Source organism: Mesorhizobium sp. B2-4-17, assembly GCF_006441275.1.
Taxonomy (GTDB): domain Bacteria; phylum Pseudomonadota; class Alphaproteobacteria; order Rhizobiales; family Rhizobiaceae; genus Mesorhizobium.
Window position 1 is genome coordinate 118,903 of record NZ_VFUX01000001.1, and the last position, 21,488, is coordinate 140,390.

Genomic DNA, 21,488 nt, shown 5'->3' on the forward strand with positions numbered 1-21,488 from the left:
GGTTCTGACGTTCAGCCTCGGACGAACGTTTCCTCAACGCAACGCCGCCAGTTGTGAATCGGCGTGCAAAATTACTCATCCAAGGCAACGAAGCCGGAATCGCTGACCTACTGGTGTGGGGAAAGGCGGTAGCGGTCTAACGCCACCGTCATCAACCACACCAATCTCACCAGCCGATGCATCCTGTTCGCCCCCGAAGGGGTGACCTTCGGCCACCGCGTCACCATCGAGCCGACTTCGATGGCATTTTTCCACAAGAGGGTTTGCGGCGAAATTGGCGCGATCTCTCCTACTTCCGCAGTGCTTACGCACAAAAAGCGCGATGCCAATTGCTAAAATCGTTTTCTTCTAACTATCTGATATCCCTTCATAAGTTGGCGCTCAAGACAGGATTCGGCGCCGATTTTCGTAGGCTGTGGCAGGTCAACATTTTCTTCTGTCTGCTTCCGTGATCTCCTCACCGCCACCTCTTCGTTCCAACTGCCGATCAGACTTGCCAAGTCATGATGCTACGGCGTTATTTGCCGTCAGTTGCCTCGGTTGTGGAGCAAAACTGACGTCTTGCCTCAGACAGTATCGATCGGGAGAGACCGGTATCGCTTTCCAGTGAGACTCGCCAACGCGTTTACCACGGCCGGCGATATGACTGGGGTCGCGGGTTCCCCAACACCCAGCGGGGCGTCATCGCTTGGCACGATATGGACATCGATCGCCGCCGGCGCGTCGGACAGGTAAGGCGGCCGAAATCCATCGAAGTTCGACTGCTCAACCTCGCCGTCCTTGAGTGTGATGGCCGACATGAGCTGAGTGAGACCGAAGCCGATCGCGCCCTGGCACTGCGCTTCGATGGAAAGCGGATTCACCGGCAGCCCGCAGGCGATGGCAACGGTAACGCGGTGGACCCTTGGCCGATTGTCGACGAGCGACACCTCGGCCGCACAGGCGATACCCGTATCCCAATAGTCAGCGCAGGCAATGCCGGCGGCATGGCCGGACGCAAGGCCATTTCGCCAACGGCTCTTCTCCTCGAGCAGGGTCAATGCATCGCGGACCTTGGTGGCCTCGGGATCGAGAAGCTTCAGCCGATAGGCGATGGGGTCGGCTTTGGCGCGAACGGCGAGCTCGTCGATCAGCGTCTCCATGACAAAAGTGTTCTGTGAGTGCCCGACGGAGCGCAGGGTGTAGACCGGCACGTTCACCGCCGGATGGTGTACCGACACCTCAAAGTTCGGAATGCGGTATTTGTTGTTCACCGCTCCCTCGATGACGAGCGGATCAACGCCGTCCTTGATGAAGGTCTTCTCCATCGCCGTTCCGATGATGAACGACTGGCCCACGGCGACGTGTCGCCAGGCCCATGGCATCCCATCGGCCCCGATGCCGATTTCGACGCGATGGGTGGTCATTGGTCGGTAGTAACCGCTCCGCATGTCGTCTTCGCGCGTGTAGATGAGCTTGACCGGCGTGCCGCGCACGCGCTTGGCAATGGCCGCGGCCTCGAAGGGCACATTGCCGTCGAGCGGGCTGCGCCGGCCAAATCCGCCGCCGGCAAAGACCACATGCAGTGTGACTTGGCTGGGATCCAATCCGAGCGCTTGGGCGAGCACGCCTTGGTCAAGCGTGGCAAATTGGGACGGAATCCATGCTTCCGCGCGGTCGCCGTCATAGCGAAGCGTCATGTTCAGGCACTCGAGCGCGGCTGCGGCCAGATATGGAAGTTCATAATCCGCGACGAGGCGCTTGGAGGGTTCTGTCCGCGAAAGCGCGGTCTTGTCGCCTCGGCTGAGAGCGACGTTTCCCGGCGTTTTGGCGAGGGCCTGATACCTGGCGCGCAATTCGTGGCTGTCGGCGCGCTCCACGCCTGAGAAATCCCAGTCGATCTTGAGCTGGTCCCGTGCCTGTTTCGCGCTCCAGAACCGATCCGCGACCACAGCCACGGCGCTCCCCTTGACGAGGGGAATTTCGAACACGTCCCGCACACCGTCCATCGAGCGGACTGCCTGCGCGTCGAACGCCTTGACCTTCGCCCCGAATACCGGCGGCCGTGCGATGAGCGCGATCTTCATGCCTGGAAGGTCGATGTCGAGCGCGAATTTTTGCGACCCATCCGTCTTCGGGCGGCTGTCCATGCGGCGCGTCGGCTTCCCGACAATCCGGAAGTCGCCAGGGTTCTTCAACACGACCTGCTCCGGCACAGGCCTGCGCGAAGCATCGTCCGCGAGTTCGCCATAGCTCGCCGATTGGCCGCTTGGACCATGGACCACGCCGGCTTCCGTGCGGCATTCGTCCGGGCGCACCTTCCATCGGTCGGCGGCCGCGCCCACCAGCATAGCGCGGATGCGAGCGCCGAACTCGCGGTGCTGCTGATAGCCATAGCGTACGGACCACGAACCGCTCGTGCTCTGTATCCCGAGCGGTGGCGCCTTGTAGGCATCTCCCGCCGGGGCAAGCTCGGCGCTCACTTGGGACCAATCCGCATCGAGCTCTTCGGCTACGATCATCGGCAGTGATGTGAGCACGCCCTGCCCCATCTCGATATGCCGCACAGCGATCACGATCCGCCCGTCGGGTTTGATGCGAACATATGCGTCGGCTGGGGCTGGTGGCGCCCCGGCATCCTGCGCGAGCGCGGGAAGATCGAAATGCAGCGAAACCAATAGTCCGCCCGCGGCAACTGCCGATGCGCGCAGGAAGGTGCGGCGGCTCAAATGACCCTTGTCAGGCTGGTATGCGAACCGCATGGTCCGGCTCCTTTGCTAGATCAAACGTGTCGAGGCGTCCTGAATGGCTGCGCGGATGCGCACATAGGTGGCGCAGCGGCATAGATTCGTCATCGTTCCCTCGACATCGGCTTCCGACGGTCGAGGCGTCACCTTGAGGAGCGCCACGGCGGCCATGATCTGGCCGCTCTGGCAATAGCCGCACTGCACGACATCCTTCTCCACCCAGGCCTCCTGCACGGCGCGACCGACACGATCGCCGCCGATGCCTTCGATCGTCACCACCTCCTGATCGCCGACGTCCGAGACCGGCAAGCCGCAGGAGCGGGTTGCTTCGCCGGCAAGGTGCACGGTGCAGGCGCCGCACAGGCCGATGCCGCAACCGTATTTGGTGCCTGTCAGCTTCAGCTCTTCGCGCAGAACCCAGAGCAGAGGGGTCGATGGATCAACGGTTACGTCCCGGCGCTGTCCATTCACCGTGATCTTGTATGTCGCCATCGAGGTTCTCCGTCGTATGACGTCGAGGTTGGTGCCGAGCCTTGACGGCTTGAGGCATCTCGCAGCCTATGGCGCGACGCTGACGATCGAAATGACATAAATCCCAGAAAAACTGCCGCCAACGCCGTGAGACATGGGCCTCGTCCAACCGCGCCTATCGCTGACGCGCCGTTGCCGCGAATGAAGCATCGAGCATCGTGGCCGGGCGCCGGATACCGACAATCATTCGGCACCCGACCACGGGGCAACCAGCGGCAGGCGAGGTGCCGGAGCGGTCGGCTTGCGAAGCGCCGTTCGCTACCAGGTTCGCTCCGGGAAGTGCGCCCCTCCGCTGACCGCCGCGCGAAGGAATGGGCCGTGCAGCAGGTTGTACGGAAAACCGAGTTCGATGGCGCTCACCGCATCCAGCCGTGCCATCTGTTCGGCGCTCAAGGTGACGTCGAGGGCGCCGAGATTGTTTTCCAGTTGCTGCAGCGTGCGCGCGCCGAGCAGCAGAGCCGTCACGCCGGGATTGGCCATGACCCAGGCCAGCGCGACCTGCGCCGACGACCGATCTGTTTCCCGGGCGATCTCGCCGACGACATCGGCGATGGCCAGGCTGCGTTCCGACAGGGACCCGTGGGCGCCGGCAACCGCCTTGCGCGACCCCGCGATGCCGGTCTGCGAAGCGCCGAGATCGGCGCGGCTGTATTTGCCCGAGAGGACGCCATTGGCCAGCGGCGCCCAGGGCATGAAGCCCATACCCATCTCGTTGGCCATCGGGATCAGGTCGCGTTCCGAGGTGCGTTCGACCAGGCTGTATTCGCTCTGCAGCGCGACGAAGGGCGTCCAGCCACGCAGGTCGGCGATTGCCTGCATCCGAGATGCCTGCCAGGCGGGAATATCCGAAAGGCCGAGATAGAGCACCTTGCCCTGCCGCACGAGATCGTCGAGCCCGCGCAGGATCTCTTCGACCGGGGTCAGCCCCTCCCACTGATGGACATAGAGCAGGTCGATATAGTCGCTTTTCAGCCGGCGCAGGCTTTCCTCGACCGAAGCAACCATGCTCTTGCGATGATTGCCACCCGAATTCGGATCGCCCGGATGCGTCGCCATCGTATATTTGGTCGAGATCACCAGCCGGTCGCGCTTGCCCTCGGCGAATTCGCCGACAAGGCGCTCGGAGGAACCGTTGGTGTAGGCGTTGGCGGTATCGACGAAGTTACCGCCGCGATCGACATAGGCGTCGAATATGCGCCGAGCCTCGTCCTGTTCGGCACCCCAGCCCCAATCGGAGCCGAAGGTCATGGTCCCCAGGGCAAGCGGGGAGACGCGCAGGCCAGAACGGCCGAGCAGGCGATAGATAGCAAGGTCAAGCGATTGGGTCATGGGGTGAACCCTCCAGGAACGAGTGAAGTTATGGGACTGAAGATGCACCGTCGCGGCCGATAAAATAATCCTCTATAATCCTGATGGGTCAGTTAGAGAACGATGCATAATGCGAGGATCAGACTTTGCCGAACTGAAAGCCTTCGCGGCAATCGTGGAGCATGGAAGCTTTGCCCGCGCAGCCAACCATCTCGGCTTGTCCCCATCCGCTCTCAGCCAGACTATACGCCTGCTCGAAAGCCGGCTCGGTGCCCGGCTGCTCAACCGCACGACACGAAGCGTGGCGCCGACCGTAGTCGGCCAACGGCTCTATGAGCGGCTGGGGCCAATCCTGCTGGAACTTGATTCAGCGGTGACCGAAGCGGTCGACGCGACCGGCCGCGTGGCCGGCCTGCTGCGCATCAATGCGCCTGGCTACGCTGCGATCATGCTGATCGCGCCCAGGCTCGGGCACTTTCACAGGGCCTATCCGGACGTGGTGCTGGACGTCGTCTCCGACGACAGCCTCAGCGACATCGTCGCCGGGCGCTTCGACGCCGGCATCCGCGCCGGCGAGCGGCTCGAAAAGGACGTCGTGGCCATTCGGCTGACGCCGGACATGGAGATGATGGCCGTCGCGTCGCCAGGCTATCTGAGTACGCGAGGGATCCCGAACACACCGGCGGACCTGCACGCCCATGCTTGTATCAACTGGCGCTACCCCGGCAGCGGCGCGGTCTATCGTTGGGAGTTCGAGAAGGGCGGAAAGGCGTTCGAGATGTCGGTCGACGGACCGTTGACCTCGAACATGCAGGAGGTGGTGCTGGATGGCGCGCTTCAGGGTCTCGGCATCCTCTACACGTTCAATGATCATCGCATCGTGCGTTCAATCGAGGAAGGACGCCTGCAACGAGTCCTGGTGGATTGGTCGCCGACCTTTCCCGGCCTCTTCCTCTATTATTCGAATCGCCATTCACCGACGCCGGCATTGCGGGCCTTCATCGACTGCCTTCTGGATCGAAATTCGTAAAGCGGGGTCAGTTCGTATCGACGCGCCATCGGAAGGGGCACGCAAATCGCATGCGAGCCGCCCACGACGAGCGCTGGTCCTTGCGGGCACTCGTGCGGTTCTTATTGACCGCTAGGGAGACCTGCTCTCCGCCGCCAGCCTCGCCACTGCCAGCAATCCACCGATGACCGCCATGTGTTCGATGGCGAAATCCAAAGAGATCGCGCGGTCGGCGCCCACCTGATTCCAAAAGTCGTGGGCGACCGGAATTGTCAGCGCGACGAAACCACTCAGCGCGATGGCGCCAAGCCATTTATATGGACCGACGATCAACATGGCGCTTCCGAGTAGCTGGACCAGGATCGTCGCTGCTGCATAAGGTGCTGGCGGCGACAGATGGAAGTGTGTCATCTCCGAAATCGCGCTATTCCAATCGCCTAGCTTGCTCAGCCCGCTTATCCAAAACGGCGAACTGACGAGTATGCAGAGCAGTCGCAGCGAGACACTGGAAAACAGTGGATGGCTTGATCTTGCGTTCATGCCGAAATCCCTCTTTGGCTCCTGGCGCTGCGCCCGATCTTGAGCGTGGGATCGGGCGCAGTCGACCGTCAGGACCGGTGCGGGAGGAGCTAGGAAGCCTTCTTGGCGGGGTTTGCGGTCTGGGCCTCGAAGCTGTCCATCAACAGGCTGTAGCTGTGATAGTGATCGCGAACGACCGGCCCGAATTCCTGGGCGGTCGGCAGCCTCCAGTCGCGCTGCAACTCGAAGCCGACGGTTGTCCAGTTGATGGGGGTGACCCCGTGATCCTGCATTCTGGCAATGGCGAGGTCGCGAAGGGTCTCGTCACTCCCGCCAGAGGCGTCGACCACGCCATACACATTGTAGCCCGCCTCGACCGCCTGCATGGCGGGGAAGGCGAGGCATACATCGATGGTGACACCGGCCATGATCAGGTTCTTGCGGCCCGTTTTCTCGACCGCGGCCAGGAATTCAGGATCATCCCACGCACTGATGATCCCTTGCCGCCGAATCAGCGGGGCATCGGGGAACATGCTCAGCACCTCGGGGATAAACGGGCCGTTGGGACCTTGGTCAAGGCTCGTGGTCAGGATGGTAGGCAGCTTGAAGGCTTTGCCGAGCTTCGCAAGCCCCAGAACGTTGTTGCGGTATTCGGCGGGTGAATAGTCATGCACCAGCTGCAAGATTCCCGACTGATGGTCGATCAGCAGAAGTGCCGCGTTGTCTTTAGTGAACCTGGACTTTGTATAGCTGTTCGTAGTCATTGCTGTTTGCTCCTGTGGATGGATGTTACGGTGAACGGAATTTGGACCCGCGCCGGGTGGAACAGTAGACTCGCATTTGGAACTCCAGCGTCTTACATTTGGAACGATGACTGACGCCGTTGACCTCTCCGGGATGGCCCTTTTCGTAAAGATCGTGGAGTGCGGCTCCTTGAGCGCCGCCGGCCGCTTGCTCGGTCTTCCCAAGGCGACGATCAGTCGCCAGCTTGCGCTGATGGAGCAGCGCATGGGGGCGCCGCTGCTCCTGCGCTCGACGCGCGCACTCAGTCTCACCGACACCGGCCGGCGTTACTTTGAGCGGATCCGCCCGATCGTTCACGATGCCGAGCAGGCCCAGGTCGAGGCGCTCGCGGAACATGCCATCCCGAGTGGAACGTTAAAGATCGCCGCCCCTATTGCTTATGGCCAGCATGTCCTCGCGCCGAAACTCTTCACATTTCTGCAGCGCTATCCGGAGGTACGCATCGACCTGCACCTCAGCGACGAGCTCGTGAATGTAATCGCCGGCGGCTTCGATCTTGTGATACGACTTGGCCAGCTTGGCGACAGCGATCTGGTGAGGCGTCGGCTTGGTCATGTCGACAGGAAGCTGGTCGCCTCGCCCGACTATCTCGATCGCGCCGGAACACCTCGGACGGCGGCAGAGCTTGCCAGCCACCGTGGCATCCTCACTCGCACGGATCTCGACCACTGGACGATCGATAATCAATCGATACGCATCCCGTGGAAAATCAGTACCGGCAACATGCACGTAACCCGCGATGCGGCGTGCGCAGGTCTGGGTATAGCCCTGTTGCCTGGGTATCTGGCCGACAACCCGATCGCGGAGGGAAGTCTTGTCCGAATCCTTCCTGAAAGTCGCCTTGATCAGATTGAGACGACGGCACTGCAGGCGCGCTCGGTTATACCGTCCATCGCCGTAAAAGCGCTCATAAAGCACCTTGTCTGACCCCGACAGCATCGTCGCTGCCGTCGGGCGCCATCACCAAGTCCCAGCTCTCGCTCTGCCGGATTCGTTGCGTTCTGAACCCGAACCGGGATGCGCGGTCACCCTTGCCATCTTCAGTCGAACCTGGTCCGCTCCTGCTGGGTCTGGCCGCCATTGATTTCGTAAACCGAGCCGGTCACAAACGACGCTTCGTCGGAGAGCAGGAACGCCACCACGCCAGCGAAGCCGCGACACCACTTACGGGGGTCTCGAGCCGATTTTGCCGAATGACCGATCAAAAGCTTATCTGCCAAGTCAATCACACTTCCTCCGCCCGGCCCTTTGCGACGGACTCGGCGTCAGCATCGAGCCCTTGCAGCGATCTCTCAAGGTCTACTTCTACCTCGGGCGGTAAGACCTCTGAAATGCCGTAATCCCATAGTTTCCGCCATTTTTTGCCTGGTGTGCTCGATTGTGTCTGATGACCACGAGCCGACCTCACCTCTCGGCTGTTCGCCGCATTGTCTTGGATTACCAGACGCCCAGCGCGAAAAGTGCACCAAGAAGAACGACGACCCCCGCCAAGTTCCTTTTTGGCCAGAACGCTGTCCGGGTCGCGCTTGTGATCGCCGAGACCGAGTTTGCGGCCCGCGATCTCGGTGATCGGAACTGGCGCTTGCAGTGGTGCGACGCCGAAGACGCCATGGCGGGTCTCACATCCGATTGTGATTACGCGCCTGCATGACGAAGGTGGAAAAGTGGGCCACGTCGGCGTCGCTTGGTTCCTGCCCGGTGAAGCTGCGCAGATAGGCCGCAAGGTGGCCAAGGCGAATCTCCGCCGGCTCTTTCACGTCGAGCACATAGTAGCCTATTTGCATGTAGTAGAGCACGCGGGCGCGAATGAGAGCGTCTTCTTCACTGTAGCCATGACGCAGATAAAGGTCGCGTATGGCGCCCAGTCTCTCATCATCCGCCGTGTCAATGATCCTGCGCACTTCGGCGGAGCGGCGTGCCCACTCGCGCACAGCGAAATCGAAGCGCGGGTCGAACAGGCTCTCGTCCGCCCAGCACTCAAAGACGTTCATTACACCGCCTATGATATTCGGTGCAGGCCTTGCCGCCCGTTCGACTATTGCCCTGGTGTTGGTGTCGCGCCAATGCTCCAGCAGACGATTCAGCAGATCCTGACGGTTCTCGAAATAATGGTAGAAGCTCGATCGCGACACGCCTAGTCTCTCGCCTACCTGCAGGACGCGTACGCTTTCCACGCCCTCGGTGACTAGCACCTCCAGAGCCAGATTGATCCAATCCCAACGGGTCACCTTGATGTTGCCGGGGGCGGGCTCTTTCTGCGGCATCAGCTTGATCATCACTGACGAATGACACAGCCCAAAACATCGCGCAAGGAGCTACTGGACATATCTGTCCAATCATTGTACATATATGTCCAATGGTGATCATCCTGGTCTTGGGAGGCAGGATTGAAGTCACACTACCGAGCAGTCGCAATCGGAGGCAGGGCCGCCGGCGCTTTGGTGTCGTATCACCTCGCCAAGCTCGGTGGGACGGATGTGGTCCGGATCGGCCGGGCTGAATTCGCCGCCGGCTCAACATGCCATGCGGCCGCTGGCTTCCGCGCTTTGAAATGCCGATCCGAACGCCCCCGCTTTCCACGAGCCGCCAGTCCTCGACCTTTCGAATTTCGGCGCTTCGACGGAGACCAGTTCGCGCCCGGCAACCGAACGCGCCAACGGCATCTGGAGCGGACGCTCGAGGGTTTCCTGTGGCCGCTGCCTCGGCCGAGATCTCGGATGGGTTCATTGCGAGCCGCATAGAAGAGGACGGCGCCATGCCCGTCTCCTGACGGGCATGGCGGACGAAACGGGCCTGATGGCCAATGGGAGGAAGAAATGGGCTTTCTGACACGCAACGACAAACCTGTTCCCGAAACTGTCCAGCGGATGGCGGTGGAGGCCGCTGAGGGACGCATGGATCGCCGCGAATTCCTGGCACTCGCCAGCGTCTTCGGGCTTTCGACAGCCGTCGCCTACGGCATGATCGGTCTCGCGGCCCCGGCGGCGGCGGCGGCACAGCCGAAGAAAGGCGGCGTCATCAAGGTGGCCATGCTGGTCAAGGAGATGAAGGATATACGCAGCTTCGACTGGGGCGAAATGGGCAACATCGCCCGCCAGGTCCTGGAGCCGCTTGTCAGATACACGAAGGATTTCACTTTCAAGCCCATGCTTCTCGAAAAATGGGACGTGAACGACGATGCGACCGAGTACGTGCTGCATGTGCGCAAGGGCGTGAAATGGAACAACGGCGACGATTTCAACGCCGACGACGTCATCTTCAACCTCGAACGCTGGTGCGAAAAATCTGCGGAAGGCAATTCCATGGCCGCGCGCATGGCCAGCCTGATCGACCCGGCGACGGGCAAGGCCCGGAACGGCGCCATCGCCAAGGTCGATGACCATACGGTGAAGCTGACGCCGTCGGTGCCGGACATTTCCATCATCCCCGCCTTTTCGGATTATCCAGCCCTCATCGTGCATCGCGACTTCGAGAAGATGGGTTCGGATTTCGTGAAGAACCCGATCGGCACCGGACCGTTCGAACTCGTCTCCTACGAAACCGCGGTGCACGCGGTCTACAAGCGGCGCGAGAACGGCGGGCCCTGGTGGGGCGGCGAGGTTCATCTCGACGGCATCGAATTCATCGACTACAGCAACGACCCCAACGCCATGATCAGCGCCTTCGAGGCGGGTGAAGTCCATACCAACTATGAGACCACCGGCGACTATGTGGCGATCCTGGACAAGATGGGGCTGGTGCGCAGCGAGATTCTGACCGCCGGCACACTTACGGCCCGCATGAACGTCAACAACAAGCCATATGACGACCAGAGGGTGCGCAATGCCGTGCAACTCGCGGTCGACAATGGAGCGGTGCTCGAACTGGGCTACAACAATCTTGGCGAGGTGGCGGAAAACCATCATGTGTGCGGCATCCATCCCGAATACGCGCCGCTTCCCAAAGTGGAGAGGAATATCGAGAAGGCGAAAGCGCTGATGGCCGAGGCCGGTCAAGCGGACTTCGAGCATGAGATCATCACGGTCGACGAGGATTGGCAGAAGAACACTGGCGACGCGATCGCGGCGCAGATGCGCGAGGCGGGCTTCAAAGTGAAGCGGACTGTTCTGCCAGGCTCGACCTTCTGGAACGATTGGACGAAATATCCCTTCTCGCTCACCGTCTGGTCGATGCGGCCGCTCGGCGTGCAGGTGCTGGCGGTTGCCTACCGCTCTGGCGAAGCTTGGAACGAGTCCGGTTTCTCGAACAAGGAATTTGATGAGAAACTATCTCAGGCGATGGCTACCCCCGACGTAGAGAAGCGGCGCGCGATTATGAAGGATGTCGAGAAGATCCTTCAGGACTCCGGTGTCCTCGTTCAGGCTTACTGGCGCAAAATCTTCAATCACTCTGCACAGGCGGTGAAGAACTATAGCACCCATCCCATGCAGGAAACGATCTTCGAAGAGGTATGGCTGGAAACCTAGGTGAAGCTCACATCGAGCGGCACGGGCTGTCCGTCATAGACACGACCATAGAGTCCGCCCCGATCAACTACGCCGATACCGTTGCCCCCAGATGCAAGGAAACAAAACGTGGCCACACGCTTGACCGAGGAAAGGCATATCGTCCTTGCTGTTTATCCGGGTGTATCGCTGTTGGATCTGGGCGGACCGCTGGAGGCTTTCCGCGTGTTCTCGGAGTTCGGAGGCGAGCACCGCATCCGCTACAAATGCACCGTTGTTTCTTCGCAAGGCGGCCAGGTAGCCACCGCCGACGGAGTGCCGCTTGTCGCTCAATCGATCAAATCCCTCTATCGTGTGAAGATCGATACGCTGATCGTGCCCGGGGCGTTTCTGGTCGATGACGTCACGCGTGATGTCGATCTCATCAAATGGGTGGCAAAAACAGGCCCGCGATGCCGCCGCGTATGTTCCGTCTGCGTCGGCAGTTTCTTGCTCGCCGCGGCAGGCCTGTTGAAGGGTCGACGCGCCGCCACTCATTGGATGCACGCGAAATTGCTTGCCCAACGGTATCCCGAAATAACCGTGGAACCCGACGCCATTTTTGTCCGCGACGGACGTGTCTGGTCGTCTGCCGGAGTGACCACAGGTATTGATCTGGCCTTGGCACTGATCGAGGACGATTGCGGTCGCGAGGCGGCGATGAGCGTAGCGCGGATGCTTGTTGTCTATCTCAAACGCGCCGGCGGTCAATCGCAGTACAGCGCGCTTCTCGCGACTCAAGGAGAAGCGGATTCTGATACGTTCATCGAACTCGACCGTTGGATCGCCGAGAATCTCACCACCTCGCTGAATGTCGAGGCCCTGGCGGATCGTATGCACATGAGCTTGAGGAATTTTACCCGTGTTTACACCCAAAAACGCGGGCGCACTCCCGCCAAGGCGGTTGAAGCAATACGCCTCGACGCCGCGCGACGCCTTCTTGAAGAAAGCGACGATCGGATCGAAGGGATAGCCGAGACTTGCGGATATCGGGGCGAGGAGCAAATGCGGGCCGCGTTTGTGCGCGTGCTAAACATTCCGCCTCGTGAGTATCGCCGCCGCTTCGCCACCAGGAACAGATCGGTGGAGAGGTCAAACGAAGCCGGCGACGGCTGCCAACTCAATTCGCAATGATCCGGCTGTCTTTTGCGTAGTTGGTCGGTTCAAATCGTCGCCGCGACAGTCACCGAGCGACTTTTGTCGCCTATTTTTCAACACCGCCTGCGGCGGCAATAGGGCCTTTACGCGGTTCGGAGCGAGCTCATTGCAATCGAGACACCTGCTCACTGTTGTGCTCCCAGAGCCTCTATTTGACGGGGTTGGCCCGGGCCCAACGGTGTCGATTACGGCGTGGTGAAGCCTCCATCCACGGCATGAACAGTGCCTGTCGCGTAGCGGGAATCATCGGACAGCAAGAAAGCCACGAGCCCGGCTACGTCCTCCGGTGTGCCGTGGCGACCGAGCGGCACGGTCTCGGCGAACGTCTTGTCGGACCCTGCGAACACTTCCTCGGCAAGCTTGAATGTCATGGATCCTGCTATTGGACCTGGAGCGCATGCATTGACCCTGATGCCGCGGTTCCCAACTTCGAGCGCTGCGGTCTTCGTCATGCCGACAATTGCATGTTTAGAGCCGACATAGGCGACGATGCCGGGGCCGCCGACGACGCCAAGCGCGCTCGACATGTTCACCACTGATCCTCCGTCGCGCATTCGCGGAAAAATGTACTTCATCCCGAGAAAGACTCCGCGAACGTTGACAGCCATGACCCGGTCAAAATCCGCTTCGGGAAAGTCGACAATCGGACGAACCCGGGTCTGGATGCCGGCATTGTTGACGAACCCGTCGATCGCACCCCACAGCGAGAACGCCTTTTCGGCATACGCTTTTACCTGCTCGGTGTTTGTGACGTCGGCGACAAAGGACTCCAACACGCCCGGCGGCGGCGAAATCTTGTCCAGCTTGGTGCGTTCTTCCTCGCGCTCCACCACGGCGAGCACGTTTGCTCCCTCCGATATCAGCCGCTCGGCGATGGCCAGACCAAGGTCGCCGCTGGCGCCTGTAATGACGATGTTCTTTCCCGTGAAGCGCATCTTATCCCCCGTGATCGGCTGTCGATCTCTGTCCGTCATGCGTCCCAGGCTCGCGTCGGGAACGCCGAAATCATGGAAAATCTGCGCAACTCGACGTCGCCGGTGATCAGTGTCGGTGCTGCTGCCAGGAACTCTCGGACATGTTTCGCATGCATGTGGGCGTCCAATCCGCTGGCTGTTTTCCAGTTTTCGTAGACGAACCAAACATCGGGATCCTCGACGGACTGGTGCAGGTTGTAGGTCAGACACTCCGATTCGCTCCGTGTAGGCTCGACAAGGGCCATCAGCGCAATCCCCAGCTCATTCGTCCGCCCTGGGCGAGAGCGGAAGAATGCGAGATTTGTGACCGTGCTCATCTTCTTCGATCCTTCCGAAATCACTGGGCGTCACTTGGTAAGGATCTCGGCCAGGCGTTCACCAATCATTATGCTGGGCGCCTGGGTATTGCCGGTGATGATGTCGGGCATGATCGACGCGTCGGCGATGCGAAGATTGTCGACGCCATAGACCTTCAGTTTTGAATCCACGACAGAAGCATCGTCTTGCCCCATCTTGGCGGTGCTCGTGGGGTGATGCATGGAGGTCGCGCCGTCGCGAATGAGATTGTCCAATTCCTCCCCAGCACGATCACCGGGCAGAAGCTCCCGCTTCACAAATGGCTTCATCGCTTCGGAATTGCCGAGATCGCGGGCCAGTTGCATGCCACGTCGCAAGGCCGCAAGATCGCGCGGGTCCGACAGGAAGTTCGAGTTTATTTCCGGCGCAGCGCGAGGATCGATCGATCTAAGTTTGAGAAAGCCACGGCTCGCCGGGCGAACCAGGCCAGGTGCAATCGTCCAGGCGCCGTTTACGGCATATTGTGCGGTGACTTCGGAGACATAGGGAACTTCGATCTGGAATATATGAAGATCGGGAGTGGCCAAATCGGCGCTGCTTTTGACGAACAGATTGGCTTCGGCGGCATTGTTACGGACCACCATAGGCTCGTGTGGTTCCCATAGCGCGGAGCCGATAATGGGATGGTCTTGAAGGTTCCGTCCAACGCCGGGCAAATGCGAAACCAGTGGAATCCCGAACCGGTCCAGTTCGGCACGATCGCCGATACCGGAGAGCAACAAGATCTTCGGTGTTTGAATGGCGCCCGCCGAAAGAACCACTTCCCGTGAAGTCGCTACCCGGTGAATTTCACCCTGCCATTCGAATTCGATCCCGGTGACCGCGTTGCCATCGGCCAGCAGGCGGTAGACGAACGCGTTCGTCAAAACCGTAAGGTTCTGTCGGTCCATCACCGGGTAGAGATAGGAAGCAGCAGTATTCAGGCGGCGGCCGTCACGGATGCGGACGTTCGAGATGGCAGCGCCTCCGGAACCTTCCTGCATGACGCCGTTCTGATCTTCAAAGACAGGTATCCCCAAGAATTCAGCCGCCTTCAGGAAGGCCGGCGCGAGGGGGTTGGGGTCCGGTGCCGGTTGGACGAAGACTTCTCCGCCCTGGCCACGGCGTTCCGGGTCGGGTTCACCATGCCAGTCCTCGATGCGCTTGTAGATTTCCAGCACATGCCGATAGCCCCAGTCCGCATCGCCCGCTGCACTGGCCCAGGAGTCGAAATCATGTTTGTGGCCGCGTGCCCACACCATGCCATTGATGCTCGTTCCGCCACCGAGCGCCTTGCCGGAGGCGTGCTTGATCGAGCGGTGGTTGACGCCAGCGCTCGGCGTGGCTTCGTACGCCCAATCAACGTCGGTGCCCTGGTTGAGGTACCAGGATTCGGTCATGAGGATTCCTGGCCTGAGGTCATCGCCGCCTGCCTCAAGCAGGAGCACGTTGTTAAGACTATTCTCGGCCAAGCGGCGAGCCACCGCAGCGCCCGCGGCGCCGGCCCCCACCACGATGTACTCGTAACTCTTCCTCAGTCGAGATCGGAGCGCGGTCTGGTTGGCTCCAATGGCCATAAACTTCTGTGCCGCCTGGTCGGCGTCCGGGCCCGGCAGGCCCAGTTGCGTCGCGCCGTCCAGGAAAACCCGACGATCGATTTGTCCCGTGACCAGTTGGCCTTCCAGCAGAGCAAGCCGGACAGCGTTCGACGCATTGGAAATTTCGTTCATGGCTCCCTCCCCAATTGAATGGCAGGCGGAAAACTGGAGCCAGCGATCGGATTGGGTGCGAAAGCGCCGCTCTGTCATCTCATGAGGGAATATCCGGCTTCACGGAGGTTCGCCGCAATGACAACTATCCCACAAAAACTGCCACCCGCGAGGCAGCCGCCGATCACCGCAGGGATCGCTGAGCGGCCTTTCGATGCCAGAATGGCACCAAGTGTTTGGTCTGCGGGGTCATTACAGCTATTTCCAGGAAGACAGGGCGACCGCTCACGCGGCCGCGCGGGCTGGCGCGCCTTCCGCGGCCCAGTCATTCAGCCTTGTGGCATAGCTGGAGACAGCGTCGGCCAGTTCCAACGCGGTCAGCTTGTCGGCGCGATAGATCAGGAAGGGGACTTGCGCAAGGCAGCTTGCACCGGTGGGCGTGGCGCAGTGGGTTCAACAGTTCGCCGAGCGGAACCTGGTTTTGCCCACTCAGCGTATAGGCCTCAGGCACGTTGCCAGCCGTCGCCGCGATCAGGATTGGGGTCGAACGAGAAGGCGTCGTTCTCAAAGAGGAATTTCATGTCACTGGCTCCGGTACGGACGAATGCGTAAGCCGGCTCTGAGGTATCGGCCCTACAGTTGAGCGCCAGGAACCTTGGCTACCCCCAGTTGCTGCATGAAAAGCAGGCTGTCGGCATTGGCCCAATATTCAGCCAGAAGACCATGCTCGATGCGCAACGTGTCCGTGCCGGTGAAGGTGATCGTGCGGCCGACCGCATTGGCCGATGCACCGGGGAAACCGCCATGGTAGGTGCCCCGTGCCCGCCAGCGAACAACCAGGAAGTCGCCATCGATGATCGGCCCCTGCTCGATCGTGAAATCGAGGCCGGTGAGGACGGAATTGATGCCGCCGACCCAGGCGTTGAGGGCGGCGCGGCCCTTGATGGTGTCATCGCCGAAGCCGGTCAGCGGCGCGGCGTGGGCGACGAAATCCGGAGCGATGATCTTGTCGGTGTAAGATAGATCTCCGTTCCAGAGCAGACGCCAGGGTTCGGCAAGAGCGGCATGGGATGATGTGTTGGTCATGGGATTCTTTCGAGTTCGAACGGCTTCGTTGGTGATGATGAGGGCGGTCCGCGACGAGTTTTGCGGACCGTGCGAGGCGACAGACGCATCCTCGGCATTCCGGCAACCGACCGACAGCAGAGCGACGGGATTCCCGTCGCTTGCTGCCAAAGTGTCGGCTGTCAATGGCTGCCAAACAGATTACGGTCGCTGCCCTGAACGACGGGCTGCTTGGCCGCGGGCTCCGATTTCTTGATCGAAGCCGTGTACGGGTTGTCGACGGTAGCGGCCGGCTGGTTGGCATCAGCCGAGCCATAATTGTCGCTGCCGGCGAAGGCGGCGCCCATGGCAACGAGCATGGCGGCGGCGGTAATTGCGATCTTGGTCATGTTGGATACTCCTGGTTTTCAAGGTTGGTGGTTTCTGGGAGGGCTGCAGGCCGTCTCCGTGTTTGCTTGCACCTGCTGTATGAAGCCTTTGACTTCGAATAGAAATTGACAGAAAACGGCAATCTGATATTCACAAATGAATGACAGAGATCGACTGGAACCTGATCAAGAGTTTTGTCACCGTGGCGGAAACCGGCAGCCTGTCCGCCGCCGCGCGAAAGCTCGCCGCGAGTCAGCCGACGCTTGGCCGCCACATCGCCGAGTTGGAACAAGCGCTGGGCGTGACGCTGTTCCGGCGCGGCCGAAGCGGCTATGCGCTGACGGAGGCCGGCAGCACGCTTTTCGAACGCGGCCGGGCGGTGAGCGAGCAGGCCAGCGCCTTCTCACGGCTGGCGTTGGGATCCGTCGAGGCCATCGAAGGCAGCGTGCGCATCGCGGCCAGCGAGGTGGTGGCTGCCTATGTCCTGCCGGAGATGACCGCCAGGCTTGCCGTCGAGGAGCCCGGCATCGAGCTCGAAATCGTCGCTTCGAACCAGGTTGAAAATCTCCTGCGCCGGGATGCCGACATCGCCATTCGCATGGTCAAGCCGGCGCAGAACGAGTTGGTGGCGCGCAAGGTCGCGGACATACCGCTGTGCACTTGCGCAGCGATATCCTATCTCGACCGGCGAGGCCGCCCGCGGGAGCTCGGCGATCTCGCCGCCCACGATCTGGTCGGCTTCGACCGCAGCGACGACATGATCCGCGCTTTTGCCCAGTTCGGCATCTCATTGACCCGCAATGCTTTCCGTTTCAGGGCCGACAACCAGATCGTTCTGTGGGAAGCGCTGCGGACTGGAAATGGCATCGGCATCGGTCAGGAGCCGCTGATCCGCCGCGACCCGTTGATGGAAGTGGTGCTGCCGGACCTGCCGCTGCCGGTATTGCCGGTCTGGCTCGCGATGCATCGCGACGTGCGCACCAGCATGCGTATCCGCCGGGTGGCGGATTTCCTGCATGAAGAATTGAAGCTTTATTCGGCCAACGCCGGGTCGGGAGCCAATTGGGCGCGGTGAGCAAGCCCCGCCAGACGGGCCGCGATGGTGGCAGCCGGCTGAACGACACTCATGACAAAGCGCAGGAATGCACGATAGAGTTCCGGGCGCCACTCGACCTTAGGGCGAGGCAAGGTGCCGAAGCCGGGCCAGTCGATGGCGGTCGTCGCGAAGGATGTACCGAGCCGCTCCTGCAGCGACCGCATCTCGGTATGGGTCGAGATTGAGCTGAGCGCCGGCAGCAGGAGCAGGCTCTTGCCCGCTCCAAAACGGGTCAGGCCGATGGCGACCTTGTTGCCATCGGCGCTCCATTCAATTTGATCCTCGATCCAGTCCATGCCTTCAATGCTGTTTGACGTTCACCTTTCGGGGTGAACCATCCGTCGCCTGGCAGGGAAGCCGCCGCTCGATTTGCAGCGCGAGTGCAATGTCAGGCTTTCCAATCATTGCCACGGCCTTGCCGACGCGCAAGCAGCGCATCGGACGCCCCTCCTCGAATATGCTGATGACGGTTTCCAGATCAGGACAGCCCGATTCGCGGCAGCGAACCTCCGTAACGGTGATTGCGACATCTTCCTTCAGATCAAGCCCATTGCGCATCCATTGTTTGATCCTGTCGGCATTCGATGATGACGGCCCCCGTCTGGGAGCAAAGGGATTGACGAATTTCACCAGCTTCTCAGCCTCTCTTGATCGGCAAAGGTTACGCCCGGCACTCCATGAAGCCGCTTTCGATGATGTCCTTCGGCAGATTACGACCGATGAAGACAAGGCGACTGATCCGTTCCTCATCGGCCTTCCATGGCCGCTGGTGATCGCCCTCGAGCAGCATATGGACGGCTTGCACCACGAAGCGGTCGTCGTCTTGCTTGAAAGCGAGAATGCCCTTCATGCGCAACATATCCATGCCGAACCGCTGCGTGATCGTCTGCAGCCATGGCAGGAATTTTTTCGGGTCGAGCGCTTCCCTGGTGACCAGAGCGAAGCTGGTCACATGGTCATCGTGCTCATGCTCGTGGAACTCGACGAGGAAATCCGGCTCCACGTCAAGGATCCGGTCGAGGTCGAATGAATTGCGACCGAGAACCTTGTCGAGATCGACGTCGCAACGCTGCGTGCGGTGGATGGAAACGGTGGGATTGATGCGCCGGATGCGGCTTTCGACCTCCTTCAGTTCCTCGGCCGAGACGAGGTCGGTCTTGTTGAGCAGCACCGTGTCGGCGAATGCCAACTGCTCCTGGGCTTCGTGCGCTTCATCGATCTCGCCGAGCAGATGCTTGGCGTCGACCACGGTCACGATGGAATCGAGCCTGGTCTTGGAGCGAACGTCCTCGTCAACGAAAAAAGTCTGCGCGACCGGCGCCGGGTCGGCGAGTCCGGTCGTTTCCACCAGGATCGCGTCGAAACGGTCGCGACGGCGCATGAGGCTGTCGATGATGCGGATCAGGTCGCCGCGTACCGTGCAGCAGATGCAGCCATTGTTCATCTCGAACACTTCTTCGTCGGCGTCGACGATAAGATCGTTGTCGATGCCAACCTCGCCGAACTCGTTGACGATGACGGCATATTTCTTGCCGTGATTTTCGGACAGGATACGGTTCAGAAGCGTGGTTTTCCCCGCGCCGAGATAGCCGGTCAGCACGGTCACTGGAGTCTGGGTCTGCATGGAGGGAACTCCGTTGAGGGACGGTTTTCATCTTGTTATCGGTTATAGTATAACGTATCAAGCAGAAAGATGTGAGACTTGGGTGGATGCATCCATGCTTCACCGCGCATCACCCGGCGGTGGCCGCCGGTATCGTTGGCAAGCCATCGAGAGATCGATGATACCGTCGCGCCGATCGAGGCCAAGGAAGCCGAGAAACTAATCATTCGAGAGCCTTACAGAAAGCGATCGAATGGCTTAGAAACCGACCCACTACCCATAAAAGTCCAATTTTGATGGCTCCATCAACGGCAATTGGCGTTTTGGCAATCGTGGCAGGTCCGTGAGTGGCGCAGTTTCCTGAAGAAAAAGCGAGCCTGCCGTCCGGCAGATACGAAATCCGGCTTGGCTACTATTCTTACCGTCTCGTGGCGGCTGCGACCGCTTTGACGGCCGGGTCGACAATGGCGCAAGCGCATATCATTCAGCCAGGGACAGGTGGATTTGGCAGCGGCTTTGAACATCCGCTGACCGGGCCCGATCATTTCCTGGCGATGTTTGCTGTGGGACTATGGGGCGCCCAGATCGGCGGACGTTCGATCTGGGCGCTGCCGGTTGCGTTCCCGCTGATCATGGTCATGGGCGGGATCGCCGGGATTGCAGGGGTCGCGCTACCCGGTGTCGAGACTGGTATCGCCCTCTCGATCATGGTCTTGGGGCTTGCCATTGCATGCGCTTGGCGGCCGGCGGAATGGGTCGCGTTGCTTATGATTGCCGTGTTTGCAATCTGCCATGGATACGCCCATGGGGCGGAACTGCCCAATGCAGCCGACCCTGCCGATTATGCCATTGGGTTTGTCATCGCCACCGGCTTCATCCACCTGCTGGGCATCGGTGTCGGACTTCTGCTGGGCAAGGCATTCGGCGGGCGGTTGTCCCAGGCCTTGGGCGGATTGATCGCGGCGGGAGGCCTCTATTTCCTTGCCGTCTGAAGCAACTCCCGGGCGCTCGGCCGGGCGATTCCTGTATCGATGGTCGGGCCCGGTTCTGGCTGTCGCCGGGATCGCCATGATCGCCGCGCTCGCAGCGTCCTCCGAAAGGACACAGACATCATGGTGGATCCTCAACAGCGCCCTTTCGCCCGAACGTATCCTGCCCTTGGTCGGACTGGGCGTTGGAACCGCTTTGGTAGGCGTGAGGCTTCGAGTTTTCACACTCGCGACCTTCCTGCTGGGCGAACTGGTCGGGGCGTTGGTTTATGATCGATATCTTGCCCTTATGGCGGACGTGCCGGGCGCGACGACTCACGCTTTCCTCACTGCGCCGTTTTCGATGCTGATAGTTGGCATCGTCCTTATCGTTTCCGGTCGCTTCAGAGGCTGGACAATCGCTGTGGCGGCGGCGCCGATCGGCGCTTTTTTTGCCGTCGTCATAAAGCTCACCGACCCTACCGTGAACGACCCTCGAATCCCGCTGTTTGGGACGATCATTGCCCTCTGGGTCATCGTCGCAATCGGCCTGACCGGGCGGATTTTCCGACCTGCATGGTACACGATCGGCGCACGCATCCTGGGCAGTTGGCTGGTCGCGATCGGACTTCTGCTCGGAGGCGCGGCCATCGCCACCAAGCCTCCAGCAGCCATGTCCCAACCATCGGAGGCTCCATCCAACGGGTCGAGCCCTGGCAAATACCGCTACGAGCCGCCTGCTCCGCAATTCACCCGGCCGCGCGATCCCTTGAAGCAAGACACGCATAGGTCGATACCGTGAACGGCACGGCAGGCCTGAAGAAACGCG

22 protein-coding genes are annotated in these 21,488 nt (G+C 60.7%); 7 read left to right on the forward strand and 15 right to left on the reverse strand.

Annotated elements, in window-relative coordinates:
- Nucleotides 1-566: 566 nt before the first annotated feature.
- The 3 genes from FJ548_RS00490 to FJ548_RS00500 form a co-directional block, all read right to left on the reverse strand.
- Nucleotides 567-2,708, reverse strand: coding sequence for a molybdopterin cofactor-binding domain-containing protein (locus FJ548_RS00490; protein ID WP_181168673.1), 2,142 nt, complete (start codon nucleotides 2,706-2,708; stop codon nucleotides 567-569).
- 48 nt (nucleotides 2,709-2,756) lie between these two features.
- A complete protein-coding gene (locus FJ548_RS00495) occupies nucleotides 2,757-3,218 on the reverse strand; it encodes a (2Fe-2S)-binding protein (protein WP_140776203.1) in 462 nt (153 codons plus the stop codon).
- Nucleotides 3,219-3,515: 297 nt separating this feature from the next.
- Nucleotides 3,516-4,586 carry an aldo/keto reductase gene (locus FJ548_RS00500; protein WP_140776205.1) on the reverse strand — a complete coding sequence of 357 codons (1,071 nt, stop codon included), beginning with the start codon at nucleotides 4,584-4,586 and terminating at the stop codon, nucleotides 3,516-3,518.
- A gap of 109 nt (nucleotides 4,587-4,695) precedes the next feature.
- Between FJ548_RS00500 and FJ548_RS00505 the strand changes: the two genes are divergently transcribed.
- Nucleotides 4,696-5,595: a LysR family transcriptional regulator gene (locus tag FJ548_RS00505; RefSeq protein WP_140776207.1), complete on the forward strand. Its 900-nt coding sequence runs from the start codon at nucleotides 4,696-4,698 to the stop codon at nucleotides 5,593-5,595.
- A 111-nt stretch (nucleotides 5,596-5,706) separates the two neighbouring features.
- Here FJ548_RS00505 and FJ548_RS00510 read toward each other — a convergent pair whose 3' ends face one another.
- Together FJ548_RS00510 and FJ548_RS00515 are read right to left on the reverse strand one after the other, a co-directional pair.
- Nucleotides 5,707-6,114, reverse strand: coding sequence for a DoxX family protein (locus FJ548_RS00510; RefSeq protein WP_140776209.1), 408 nt, complete (start codon nucleotides 6,112-6,114; stop codon nucleotides 5,707-5,709).
- 89 nt (nucleotides 6,115-6,203) lie between these two features.
- Entirely contained in the window at nucleotides 6,204-6,857 is a 654-nt protein-coding gene (locus FJ548_RS00515) for an isochorismatase family protein (RefSeq protein ID WP_140776211.1), read from the reverse strand.
- A 106-nt stretch (nucleotides 6,858-6,963) separates the two neighbouring features.
- Here FJ548_RS00515 and FJ548_RS00520 point away from each other — a divergent pair, with 106 nt between their 5' ends.
- Nucleotides 6,964-7,824, forward strand: coding sequence for a LysR family transcriptional regulator (locus FJ548_RS00520; protein ID WP_140776213.1), 861 nt, complete (start codon nucleotides 6,964-6,966; stop codon nucleotides 7,822-7,824).
- Nucleotides 7,825-7,937: 113 nt separating this feature from the next.
- On the opposite strand, the gene FJ548_RS00525 is transcribed toward FJ548_RS00520, so the two are convergent.
- Nucleotides 7,938-8,117 carry a hypothetical protein gene (locus FJ548_RS00525; RefSeq protein ID WP_140776215.1) on the reverse strand — a complete coding sequence of 60 codons (180 nt, stop codon included), beginning with the start codon at nucleotides 8,115-8,117 and terminating at the stop codon, nucleotides 7,938-7,940.
- A gap of 399 nt (nucleotides 8,118-8,516) precedes the next feature.
- Nucleotides 8,517-9,173 (reverse strand): TetR/AcrR family transcriptional regulator, encoded by a 657-nt coding sequence (locus FJ548_RS00530; RefSeq protein WP_140776217.1) that lies wholly within the window; start codon nucleotides 9,171-9,173, stop codon nucleotides 8,517-8,519.
- Between the two features lie 540 nt (nucleotides 9,174-9,713).
- On the opposite strand from FJ548_RS00530, the gene FJ548_RS00535 reads away from it, so the two are divergent.
- The gene (locus tag FJ548_RS00535; RefSeq protein WP_140608508.1) at nucleotides 9,714-11,363 is read left to right on the forward strand and encodes an ABC transporter substrate-binding protein; all 1,650 of its coding nucleotides are present in this window, start codon (nucleotides 9,714-9,716) and stop codon (nucleotides 11,361-11,363) included.
- A gap of 108 nt (nucleotides 11,364-11,471) precedes the next feature.
- The gene (locus tag FJ548_RS00540; RefSeq protein ID WP_210240594.1) at nucleotides 11,472-12,515 is read left to right on the forward strand and encodes a GlxA family transcriptional regulator; all 1,044 of its coding nucleotides are present in this window, start codon (nucleotides 11,472-11,474) and stop codon (nucleotides 12,513-12,515) included.
- Nucleotides 12,516-12,724: 209 nt separating this feature from the next.
- Here the strand turns inward: FJ548_RS00540 and FJ548_RS00545 are convergent, their stop codons facing one another.
- The 5 genes from FJ548_RS00545 to FJ548_RS00565 all read right to left on the reverse strand — a co-directional run bounded on the left by FJ548_RS00545 (nucleotide 12,725) and on the right by FJ548_RS00565 (nucleotide 17,012).
- Nucleotides 12,725-13,513, reverse strand: coding sequence for an SDR family oxidoreductase (locus tag FJ548_RS00545; protein ID WP_140608506.1), 789 nt, complete (start codon nucleotides 13,511-13,513; stop codon nucleotides 12,725-12,727).
- The gene (locus tag FJ548_RS00550) at nucleotides 13,510-13,830 is read right to left on the reverse strand and encodes a putative quinol monooxygenase (protein WP_140776219.1); all 321 of its coding nucleotides are present in this window, start codon (nucleotides 13,828-13,830) and stop codon (nucleotides 13,510-13,512) included. The genes FJ548_RS00545 and FJ548_RS00550 overlap by 4 nt, the downstream gene beginning before the upstream one ends.
- Before the next feature lie 30 nt (nucleotides 13,831-13,860).
- A complete protein-coding gene (locus FJ548_RS00555; RefSeq protein ID WP_246678522.1) occupies nucleotides 13,861-15,579 on the reverse strand; it encodes a GMC family oxidoreductase N-terminal domain-containing protein in 1,719 nt (572 codons plus the stop codon).
- Nucleotides 15,580-16,191: 612 nt separating this feature from the next.
- Nucleotides 16,192-16,644, reverse strand: coding sequence for a nuclear transport factor 2 family protein (locus tag FJ548_RS00560; RefSeq protein WP_140608502.1), 453 nt, complete (start codon nucleotides 16,642-16,644; stop codon nucleotides 16,192-16,194).
- 161 nt (nucleotides 16,645-16,805) lie between these two features.
- Nucleotides 16,806-17,012, reverse strand: coding sequence for a DUF680 domain-containing protein (locus tag FJ548_RS00565; RefSeq protein WP_140608500.1), 207 nt, complete (start codon nucleotides 17,010-17,012; stop codon nucleotides 16,806-16,808).
- Nucleotides 17,013-17,152: 140 nt separating this feature from the next.
- On the opposite strand from FJ548_RS00565, the gene FJ548_RS00570 reads away from it, so the two are divergent.
- Nucleotides 17,153-18,067 (forward strand): LysR family transcriptional regulator, encoded by a 915-nt coding sequence (locus tag FJ548_RS00570; protein ID WP_140608498.1) that lies wholly within the window; start codon nucleotides 17,153-17,155, stop codon nucleotides 18,065-18,067.
- Here the strand turns inward: FJ548_RS00570 and FJ548_RS00575 are convergent.
- From FJ548_RS00575 to FJ548_RS00585, 3 genes are read right to left on the reverse strand one after another with little or no spacing between them, the layout of a single operon-like run.
- Nucleotides 18,025-18,384, reverse strand: coding sequence for a hypothetical protein (locus FJ548_RS00575; protein ID WP_140608496.1), 360 nt, complete (start codon nucleotides 18,382-18,384; stop codon nucleotides 18,025-18,027). The two genes, FJ548_RS00570 and FJ548_RS00575, sit on opposite strands and share 43 nt — an antisense overlap.
- A 4-nt stretch (nucleotides 18,385-18,388) precedes the next feature.
- Complete coding sequence (locus FJ548_RS00580; RefSeq protein WP_140776221.1) at nucleotides 18,389-18,718, reverse strand: nitrate reductase; 330 nt, start codon at nucleotides 18,716-18,718, stop codon at nucleotides 18,389-18,391.
- A gap of 31 nt (nucleotides 18,719-18,749) precedes the next feature.
- Nucleotides 18,750-19,712 carry a GTP-binding protein gene (locus FJ548_RS00585; RefSeq protein ID WP_140608493.1) on the reverse strand — a complete coding sequence of 321 codons (963 nt, stop codon included), beginning with the start codon at nucleotides 19,710-19,712 and terminating at the stop codon, nucleotides 18,750-18,752.
- 326 nt (nucleotides 19,713-20,038) lie between these two features.
- Between FJ548_RS00585 and FJ548_RS00590 the strand changes: the two genes are divergently transcribed.
- Complete coding sequence (locus tag FJ548_RS00590; RefSeq protein ID WP_348640842.1) at nucleotides 20,039-20,683, forward strand: HupE/UreJ family protein; 645 nt, start codon at nucleotides 20,039-20,041, stop codon at nucleotides 20,681-20,683.
- Between the two features lie 76 nt (nucleotides 20,684-20,759).
- The gene (locus FJ548_RS00595) at nucleotides 20,760-21,461 is read left to right on the forward strand and encodes a hypothetical protein (protein WP_140608491.1); all 702 of its coding nucleotides are present in this window, start codon (nucleotides 20,760-20,762) and stop codon (nucleotides 21,459-21,461) included.
- The last annotated feature ends 27 nt before the right edge of the window (nucleotides 21,462-21,488 follow it).

What these genes read in the sequence shown, in the direction of transcription:
- FJ548_RS00495 (WP_140776203.1), bottom strand. Translation starts at nt 3,218, where the DNA reads ATGGCGACATACAAGATCACGGTGAATGGACAGCGCCGGGACGTAACC.
- FJ548_RS00500 (WP_140776205.1), bottom strand. Translation starts at nt 4,586, where the DNA reads ATGACCCAATCGCTTGACCTTGCTATCTATCGCCTGCTCGGCCGTTCT.
- FJ548_RS00505 (WP_140776207.1), top strand. Translation starts at nt 4,696, where the DNA reads ATGCGAGGATCAGACTTTGCCGAACTGAAAGCCTTCGCGGCAATCGTG.
- FJ548_RS00510 (WP_140776209.1), bottom strand. Translation starts at nt 6,114, where the DNA reads ATGAACGCAAGATCAAGCCATCCACTGTTTTCCAGTGTCTCGCTGCGA.
- FJ548_RS00515 (WP_140776211.1), bottom strand. Translation starts at nt 6,857, where the DNA reads ATGACTACGAACAGCTATACAAAGTCCAGGTTCACTAAAGACAACGCG.
- FJ548_RS00520 (WP_140776213.1), top strand. Translation starts at nt 6,964, where the DNA reads ATGACTGACGCCGTTGACCTCTCCGGGATGGCCCTTTTCGTAAAGATC.
- FJ548_RS00530 (WP_140776217.1), bottom strand. Translation starts at nt 9,173, where the DNA reads ATGATCAAGCTGATGCCGCAGAAAGAGCCCGCCCCCGGCAACATCAAG.
- FJ548_RS00535 (WP_140608508.1), top strand. Translation starts at nt 9,714, where the DNA reads ATGGGCTTTCTGACACGCAACGACAAACCTGTTCCCGAAACTGTCCAG.
- FJ548_RS00545 (WP_140608506.1), bottom strand. Translation starts at nt 13,513, where the DNA reads ATGACGGACAGAGATCGACAGCCGATCACGGGGGATAAGATGCGCTTC.
- FJ548_RS00550 (WP_140776219.1), bottom strand. Translation starts at nt 13,830, where the DNA reads ATGAGCACGGTCACAAATCTCGCATTCTTCCGCTCTCGCCCAGGGCGG.
- FJ548_RS00555 (WP_246678522.1), bottom strand. Translation starts at nt 15,579, where the DNA reads ATGAACGAAATTTCCAATGCGTCGAACGCTGTCCGGCTTGCTCTGCTG.
- FJ548_RS00560 (WP_140608502.1), bottom strand. Translation starts at nt 16,644, where the DNA reads ATGACCAACACATCATCCCATGCCGCTCTTGCCGAACCCTGGCGTCTG.
- FJ548_RS00565 (WP_140608500.1), bottom strand. Translation starts at nt 17,012, where the DNA reads ATGACCAAGATCGCAATTACCGCCGCCGCCATGCTCGTTGCCATGGGC.
- FJ548_RS00570 (WP_140608498.1), top strand. Translation starts at nt 17,153, where the DNA reads ATGACAGAGATCGACTGGAACCTGATCAAGAGTTTTGTCACCGTGGCG.
- FJ548_RS00575 (WP_140608496.1), bottom strand. Translation starts at nt 18,384, where the DNA reads ATGGACTGGATCGAGGATCAAATTGAATGGAGCGCCGATGGCAACAAG.
- FJ548_RS00585 (WP_140608493.1), bottom strand. Translation starts at nt 19,712, where the DNA reads ATGCAGACCCAGACTCCAGTGACCGTGCTGACCGGCTATCTCGGCGCG.
- FJ548_RS00595 (WP_140608491.1), top strand. Translation starts at nt 20,760, where the DNA reads ATGATCGCCGCGCTCGCAGCGTCCTCCGAAAGGACACAGACATCATGG.